The organism is Maribacter polysiphoniae (assembly GCF_003148665.1).
Taxonomy (GTDB): domain Bacteria; phylum Bacteroidota; class Bacteroidia; order Flavobacteriales; family Flavobacteriaceae; genus Maribacter_A; species Maribacter_A polysiphoniae.
This window is the reverse complement of the sequence record NZ_QGGQ01000009.1, coordinates 201,906-209,469: the sequence shown is the minus strand read 5'-3', so window position 1 is coordinate 209,469 and position 7,564 is coordinate 201,906. Positions and strand designations below refer to the sequence as shown.

The window sequence follows — 7,564 nt, the reverse complement described above, 5'->3', positions numbered from 1 at the left end:
GGTCCCTTCCCCAACCCGTTACAGGGGAAAGGAAGGGACGAATACCTTTACTTAGTTCGAAACGAACCCTTTACTTAAAAAAACCGTACTTTTTTCTTCAACTGTCCCTTTATTATGTCATTATCATACAATTGGCAATGAACAATGGGCAATTATCAATATATATTGGTAACTGTTGATCGTTAATCAAAACATTGACCGAATAATTTAGGTGGCCATGGCGACGGGGCCCACCCCTTACCATTCCGAACAGGGAAGTTAAGCCCGTCTGCGCCGATGGTACTGCTACACTAAGTGGGAGAGTAGGCCGCCGCCTTTTTCGAGGATCCCGATCATTAATTTGGTCGGGATCCTTTTTTTTTGACCGATTTTGGGAGCGCCGATGACGCCGCCCTCTTAAGGCCCCTCCACAATTCGTGAAGGGCTTTTTTTATACGATTATGTGGGCTATTTTGTACTTTTGTCTGCCTAAAGAGTATTCCAACATGACTAAGGAGTTGACATATCACAAGGAAGAAAAATGGAATGCCATCTCACATGCATTAGGAATCCTTTTTGGTGTTTTGGGATTGTACTTTCTTTTAAAGCATAATTCACATAAGACCATATATGCCCAGATGAGTATAATCATCTACAGTATATCCTTTATCGTGCTGTTTTTGGCGTCAACACTTTACCATTCCGTTTCCAACCCTGAATTGAAACGTAAATTGAGGGTATTTGACCACATCAGTATTTATTTGTTGATAGCGGGCACCTATACACCCTTGGCCTTAATTACATTGGAAAATGGCAAGGGATGGCTGATATTCTATGTGGTTTGGGGTATCGCTGCCGTGGGAACCTTGATGAAGATTTTCTTTACCGGGCGGTTCGAGGTACTTTCCTTGATCCTATATCTGGCTATGGGGTGGTTGATAGTAATGGACTTTTCCAATATTATGGCCTATACATCAAGGCTTGGTATACAATTACTTTTTTTAGGAGGGGCATTCTACACGGTCGGTACAGTTTTCTATGCTTGGAAACGTATACCTTATAATCATTTCATATGGCATTTGTTTGTGCTGGGAGGGGCCATAAGTCATTGGCTTTTTATATACTATGATGTTGTTTGATCATATGCAGACAAAAAAGGGTCAGTTTTCTAATATTTGCCTATAATCCATGAAGAATGCTTCAAGAAGGAGCATATTATCGTTCAAAAATTCCATCGTATCCCTCCATGTGTTTTTATTATGGATGGAAACATCGGTCAATGCTACGTAAGCCCTGGAAATTTCTTTCCCATTATCCAGAATCAGGGAATCATTAAAAATAACCTCGGGTAAATAGTCATTTTTCACTATCGATTCCAGGGAAAGTAGTTTGTCCCATAGTTCGATACGTACGCCAAGGTCGGAATGATCGATATCCAAGGAGACCATGGCTTTTTTCAATTCAAAATGGAACTTAAGGGTAAGCCCCTTTATCTTGGTATCGTATAAAATCCATTTACGGGGAAACGATTTGCCAAAGGAGATCCAGAATTCTTGCCGTAACCTTTTCGATTCTTCCTTACTGAACATGGCTATAGGGAATATGCAATTACGATCCCAAGTACGATAACCACCAATTTTCTCAAATTGAATTTATGGCCTTCCGAACTTTCAAAAAGGATAACCGTTGAGATGTGTAAAAACACACCTATGACCAATGCTGTTATGGGAACATAGTATTTCGTGGCAAAATCAAAATGGGCGGCCATAAAATTGCCTAACGGTGTCATTAAGGAGAACAAGACCATAAAGAATATGGCATAGATCAATTTAATTTTGGAATTCAGCAAGAAAATACTCAAAACAATGGCTATCGGGATCTTGTGGATCAGGATACCATATATAAGATGATCATGTTTTTCGATGGGAAACCCCTCCAATAATGAATGTATAGAGAGACTTACGAACAACAACCAAGGGAAATTGGTTTTTTCAATATCAAAATGCATATGGCCATGTTCGGCACCTTTGGAAAAGAACTCCAGAAAAATCTGTAATAAAATCCCGAGCATGATATAGACCCCCACCGTCTTCGAGTCTGATATGGCATAGACCGAGGGGAAAAGTTCAAAAATGGTCAAAGACAATAAAAAGGCACCACTAAAGGCCAGTAAGAGTTTAAAATTCCCATTGTTTGTAGGTTTTACGAAGTATACAAAGGCAAAACTCAACAACACCCCGAGAATGAGCAATACGTAAGTCATTAAAGCTGGTTTAGTTGCGAATACTAATTAATGCCACGTGTCGTGGTTGGCGTAAAATTACTGTATTTTTGTGGCAATCTTTATAAAGCATATGAACAATAATTTTAGAATGGTGGCCAAAACCTTATTTGGTTTTGAAGAACTTTTGGCCAAGGAATTGCGTAACCTTGGTGCTAGTAATGTAAAAGAGGGTGTCCGCAGTGTTTCATTCGAGGGTGATACCGGTTTTATGTACAAGGCCAATCTTTGTTTACGTACGGCCATAAAAATCATAAAGCCCATACATTCGTTTACCGTTCGTAATGAAAATGAGTTATATAGAAAGATCTATCAAATGGATTGGACCGAATTTCTTTCGGCCGATTCAACATTGGCCATAGATACTACATTGTTTTCAGATGAATTTACCCACTCGCTCTATGTTTCACAGAAAATCAAGGATGCCATCGTGGATAAGTTCAGGGATACTGATGGACAAAGGCCCAATGTGGATGTCAAGTTTCCCGACATTCGTATCAATGTGCATATTCATAAGGAGCATTGTAATATATCGTTGGATAGTTCGGGGCGATCCCTACATCATCGAGGATATAGGACAGCCACCAATATAGCACCGATCAACGAAGTTTTGGCTGCTGGATTATTATTGTTGAGTGGATGGGACGGACAATCCGATTTTTTGGATCCCATGTGTGGTAGTGGTACATTTTTGACCGAGGCGGCGATGATTGCCTGTAATATCCCGGCTAACATCAATCGGAAGGAATTCGCTTTTGAAAAATGGAATGATTTTGATGAGGAGCTTTTTCAAAAAATCATTGAAAGTAGTTTAAACAAAACCCGTGAGTTTCATCATAAGATAGTGGGATATGATAAGGCACCTTCTGCGGTACGGAAGTCCATAGACAACATAGCCAATGCCAATCTTTCGGAATATATTACGGTAGAACGGAAGAGTTTCTTCGATTCGACCAAGTTCACCGATGCCCATTTGCACATGGTCTTTAATCCACCTTATGGGGAGCGTTTGAATCTTGATATGGAGGATTTCTATTCGTCCATTGGTAATACGCTAAAGCAGGAATACCCAGGTACAGAGGCTTGGTTTATTACATCAAATTTGGAGGCCCTTAAATTTGTGGGCTTACGACCTTCGAGAAAGATCAAGGTTTTCAATAGCCATTTGGAGTCACGTTTGGTAAAGTATGTGATGTATGAAGGGAGTAAAAAGGCCAAATATCAAAATAATGATAACGATTAGGCTATGAAACCAAAAACACGTGCTATAGTTTACAATTTTTTAGGCTTTGCGATACTTTTCCTGCTATTACGCCTTGCTTTCGGGTATTTTTTTGATATAAGCCGATTTTATTTGGCCTTGGCCGCGGCAGTTTCCGCCAGTTTTTTAGCCCCAAAATTTGGGGTTGTGGAAAGTGATGGACATGCAAAGATTATGATGAAATGGATTTTCATCAAAGGCTTTCGTGAAATTTAAGGGTTCTTATCGCGTTGGTAAAATACTGAAAATTTAATTTCGAGGTCCGTCATTGGGCTTTTCAGGTCGTTCAGGGCCCTGTTCCAATTCAGGTTTTTCCTTTTTCCGCTTGTTCGCCTTTTTGTACAACGGAATCATATAGGTAATGGAATAATTGTATCCTATTCCGAATTTACTGTCATCGGTAACTTTATTGAAGCCTGGTATAAATAGATTGGGGAAATCTTCCGATTCCTTGTTGTTTGTCAAAAAAGCAATACGAAGACTACCACCCAGATATAAATTGGTGAACAATTCGGCTTTTAACCCAAAGATAAATTCGAGCCATGAGGCGTTTAGGCCATCAAATTCCTGGGCCTCCGAAGAACCATTGGGGAATGCGTCAGGGTTCCAATACCTACTGGTGTCGTAATAGTCAAAGTTGTTCAAGGTTTGACTAAAGGAACTTAGAGCAAATCTTCCACCTATAAAAATGGAATTGTTCATACCGTACCAATTTTCATAGGTGTTGTAATCAATACCCAGTTTAATATAACTACCCGATGTGGTGAAATTGTATAGGTCCTCTTGTGTTGTTTTGTCCTCCGTGCCGATCTCACCGGCGATGTATAATTTTTGGTTCAAACGATAATCCGCAACTATTTCGAGTCCTTTGTAATCATCACTGGTTTGGGTAAGGATGATACGACTAAGGTCAACCCCGACCCTAAGACCATAGGTTTGCTTGTGCACAACGGTATCTTTGGGCTGTAGGTCAATGGTTTCTTCTTGAGCCCATCCAGCGAAGAGGAACATCAGAAGACTAAGGCTAGTGAAATATCTTAACATGGGCTGTATCTGAATTTTCTATCGTGGGGTTGACAATCTCGATACTCGTTATCCAATTGTCGGTATCGATGGTTAAATCGGTATCTAAATTTTCGTAGTTGGCAATAAATCCACAGGCACGGGAAATGTATACTTCCTTTGTCTCATAGGAGTACGTAAGTACATCATAATTTATCGGACCATCATCGGTTGTCTGTTGGGACAGGACAAAGGTCGTGTTTGCAAAATCGGACCGTAAGGGCACAGCGATTGAATCGGACGCAGCATTGGTGATAATATCCAGGGTGTCCGGGGAAACAAGTCCCCTTACGACCAAGTTGGAAACATCCTTGAATTCTGTGGAATCGGTGGCGTCGTAAAAACGCATTATCAAAAATGGTGTATCCCCATCGACGCAGATATCATCCTTTTCACATCCAGCGAATGGAATGATTCCGATTAATATGAAAAAAGCAATTTTTATTTTATTCATGAAGCTATAACTTTTCCAAAAGTACAACATTTTCTACATGATGCGTTTGCGGAAACATATCTACAGGTTGAACTTTAGTTACGGTATATTGATGTTTCATCATCTCCAAGTCGCGGGCTTGGGTCGCACTATTGCAACTTACATAAACGACCTTTGGGGGGGCTATGTTTAAAATCTGTTGAACAACGTCCTTATGCATACCATCCCTTGGCGGGTCTGTAATTATGATATCGGGGGTGCCATGGGTTTCGATAAAGTCGGTGTTGAATACATTCTTCATATCACCAACAAAGAAATCGACATTGTCGATATTATTATTGGCCGCATTGGCCTTGGCATCTATGATCGCTTCAGGAACAGATTCTATTCCTATGACCTTTTTGGCATTTTTGGAAACGAATTGGGCAATGGTACCTGTTCCTGTATACAGGTCATAAACCAATTCCTTTCCGGATAGTCCCGCGAAATCACGGGTGACCTTATACAACTCGTAGGCTTGTTCCGAATTGGTTTGGTAAAATGATTTGGCATTGATCTTAAATTGCAGACCTTCCATTTCCTCTATAATGTGGTCCCTTCCTGAAAAGCAGATGATTTCTTGGTCGTAAATGGTATCATTCTGTTTCTTGTTGATCACGTATTGTAAAGAGGTGATTTCGGGAAACACACTTGTTAGATGGTTCAGTAATAGTTCCCTTTTAATCCGATCCTCTTCAAAAAACTGGATCAACACCATCATTTCCCCGGTAGAGGCAGTTCGTATCATCAAGGTACGCAACATACCATATTGATTTCGGGGATTGAAAAAAGTAATGTCGTTTTTCTGGGCAAAATCCTTCACTTCCAATCGAATGGCATTTGACGGATCCGCTTGAAGGTGGCATTTTTTTATATCCAAAATCTTATCCCACATGCCAGGAATATGGAAACCTAGGGCATTCTTGTCTTCGATTTCAACGTCGGATTGAATTTCCTCCAAGGTCAACCACCGACTATCGGAAAAGGAGAACTCCATTTTGTTTCGATAAAAGTACTGGTCTTTAGAACCTATTATGGGGTTTATACTGGGTAGCTCTAAATGTCCAATACGACGAAGGTTGTTCTCTACTTCCCGTTGTTTGTAATACAATTGGTACCCATAACCCATATTTTGCCATTTACAGCCACCACAAACCCCAAAATGTTCGCACTTGGGATCCACACGTTTGTCGGAGTAGGAGTGGAAGTTAATCGCCGAACCTTCAAAATACGCCTTTCGTTTTTTAGTGGTCTGCACATCAACCACGTCACCGGGTACGGTGTTGTTCATAAAGATGACCCTGCCATCGGGTGCTTTCCCTACTGTTTTGCCCTTGGCCCCGGCATCTATTACTTCTATATTTTCGAAGACCTGTCTTCTGTTCTTTTTACGCATGCCGCAAAAATACTAATAGGTTTGCATTTATTACGGCTATCTTTAGAAGGATTAGTATAAAAATTTACTAAAAAAGTGAACCTTTTTAGAACTTAACCGTCTTTACCATAGAACAAGCAATTAATGAGCCCTAATAAAATTTTTGATGCTTTATTGGTGTTGCAATATCAATCCGGAGATAAGAAGGCCTTGGGAATGCTGGTCAAAAGGCATCATACTAAATTCTGTGGTCATGCCAATTGGTACCTGGGGGATTTGGATGCATCCAAAGATGTGGTGCAGGATTGTTGGGGTATTATCATTAATAAACTCGGTAATTTAAGGGACCCCAATAGCTTTTCTAGTTGGGCGATGCGCATAGTAACAAGAAAATCGATTGATTTTTTAAAACAAAATAGGAACAAACGCGAAAAATTAAGGCACTACGGGTATACCAATTTAGAGGACACAACCAATGAAGAAGGGAATGCGGAAATCATAAAATTACAGCAAGCCATTAAAAGTTTGCCAAATGACCAACAAATTGTATTGCGATTATTTTATACGCAGGAATACACTTTAATTGAAATCAGTAACATCCTGGATATTTCTGTTGGAACGGTCAAATCAAGATTGTTTCATGCCAGGGAAAAATTAAAAACAATCTTAAAAGTATAGATCATGAATAAAGAAACGGAAAATATCGATGAACTTATCAAAGAAACCTTGAATAAGGAAGAAGCAAAGTTCTATGACGAATTGGAAGAACAAAATCTCATTGGAAAATTGGGGGAAGTCTATAAAGGTAAAATGGGATGGCTTGCCATAATAATGAATGTGGTTCATTTGGTGATTTTCGGATTACTTATATATTGTATTATCCGGTTTTTTGGTACCAATGAGACGAATGAGCTAATAAAATGGGCATCGGCTGGTTTTTTATGTATGATTGTCATGAGTATGTTGAAACTTTATATTTGGATGCAAATGGATAAAAATGATATTCTACGTGAAATGAAAAAGTTGGAGCTTCAAGTAGCGACGCTTTTTAGCAAACTTGAAAACTAGGTAAAACACACTATGGACGTATTGTTTTTTCAATGTCATAACATTTTGTACTTTAGCGACTCTGCA

Annotated in this window: 10 protein-coding genes and 1 rRNA gene; 6 read left to right on the top strand and 5 right to left on the bottom strand. The window is 39.6% G+C overall.

Going from position 1 to position 7,564, the window contains the following annotated elements; genetic code table 11:
• Positions 1-207 precede the first annotated feature (207 nt).
• Positions 208-319, top strand: a 5S ribosomal RNA gene (rrf, locus tag LX92_RS17000).
• 166 nt (positions 320-485) lie between these two features.
• A complete protein-coding gene (gene trhA, locus LX92_RS16995) occupies positions 486-1,118 on the top strand; it encodes a PAQR family membrane homeostasis protein TrhA (protein WP_109653207.1) in 633 nt (210 codons plus the stop codon).
• A 21-nt stretch (positions 1,119-1,139) separates the two neighbouring features.
• Here trhA and LX92_RS16990 read toward each other — a convergent pair whose 3' ends face one another.
• Both LX92_RS16990 and LX92_RS16985 read right to left on the bottom strand, forming a co-directional pair.
• Positions 1,140-1,568, bottom strand: coding sequence for a DUF4268 domain-containing protein (locus tag LX92_RS16990; RefSeq protein WP_109653205.1), 429 nt, complete (start codon positions 1,566-1,568; stop codon positions 1,140-1,142).
• Between the two features lie 2 nt (positions 1,569-1,570).
• Entirely contained in the window at positions 1,571-2,242 is a 672-nt protein-coding gene (locus LX92_RS16985) for a ZIP family metal transporter (RefSeq protein ID WP_109653203.1), read from the bottom strand.
• A gap of 91 nt (positions 2,243-2,333) precedes the next feature.
• Between LX92_RS16985 and LX92_RS16980 the strand changes: the two genes are divergently transcribed.
• Both LX92_RS16980 and LX92_RS16975 read left to right on the top strand, forming a co-directional pair.
• Complete coding sequence (locus LX92_RS16980) at positions 2,334-3,503, top strand: THUMP domain-containing class I SAM-dependent RNA methyltransferase (RefSeq protein ID WP_109653201.1); 1,170 nt, start codon at positions 2,334-2,336, stop codon at positions 3,501-3,503.
• A gap of 3 nt (positions 3,504-3,506) precedes the next feature.
• Positions 3,507-3,737 (top strand): hypothetical protein, encoded by a 231-nt coding sequence (locus LX92_RS16975; RefSeq protein ID WP_109653199.1) that lies wholly within the window; start codon positions 3,507-3,509, stop codon positions 3,735-3,737.
• 33 nt (positions 3,738-3,770) lie between these two features.
• Here LX92_RS16975 and LX92_RS16970 read toward each other — a convergent pair whose 3' ends face one another.
• The 3 genes from LX92_RS16970 to rlmD are packed head-to-tail and all read right to left on the bottom strand — an operon-like array spanning position 3,771 to position 6,451.
• Positions 3,771-4,565 carry a DUF6048 family protein gene (locus LX92_RS16970; protein WP_109653196.1) on the bottom strand — a complete coding sequence of 265 codons (795 nt, stop codon included), beginning with the start codon at positions 4,563-4,565 and terminating at the stop codon, positions 3,771-3,773.
• Entirely contained in the window at positions 4,546-5,037 is a 492-nt protein-coding gene (locus LX92_RS16965) for a DUF6452 family protein (RefSeq protein WP_109653194.1), read from the bottom strand. The genes LX92_RS16970 and LX92_RS16965 overlap by 20 nt, the downstream gene beginning before the upstream one ends.
• A 4-nt stretch (positions 5,038-5,041) precedes the next feature.
• The gene (rlmD, locus tag LX92_RS16960; RefSeq protein WP_109653192.1) at positions 5,042-6,451 is read right to left on the bottom strand and encodes a 23S rRNA (uracil(1939)-C(5))-methyltransferase RlmD; all 1,410 of its coding nucleotides are present in this window, start codon (positions 6,449-6,451) and stop codon (positions 5,042-5,044) included.
• 123 nt (positions 6,452-6,574) lie between these two features.
• Between rlmD and LX92_RS16955 the strand changes: the two genes are divergently transcribed.
• Positions 6,575-7,108: an RNA polymerase sigma factor gene (locus tag LX92_RS16955; RefSeq protein WP_109653190.1), complete on the top strand. Its 534-nt coding sequence runs from the start codon at positions 6,575-6,577 to the stop codon at positions 7,106-7,108.
• Positions 7,109-7,111: 3 nt separating this feature from the next.
• Positions 7,112-7,498 carry a DUF6768 family protein gene (locus tag LX92_RS16950; RefSeq protein WP_109653188.1) on the top strand — a complete coding sequence of 129 codons (387 nt, stop codon included), beginning with the start codon at positions 7,112-7,114 and terminating at the stop codon, positions 7,496-7,498.
• Positions 7,499-7,564 lie beyond the last annotated feature (66 nt).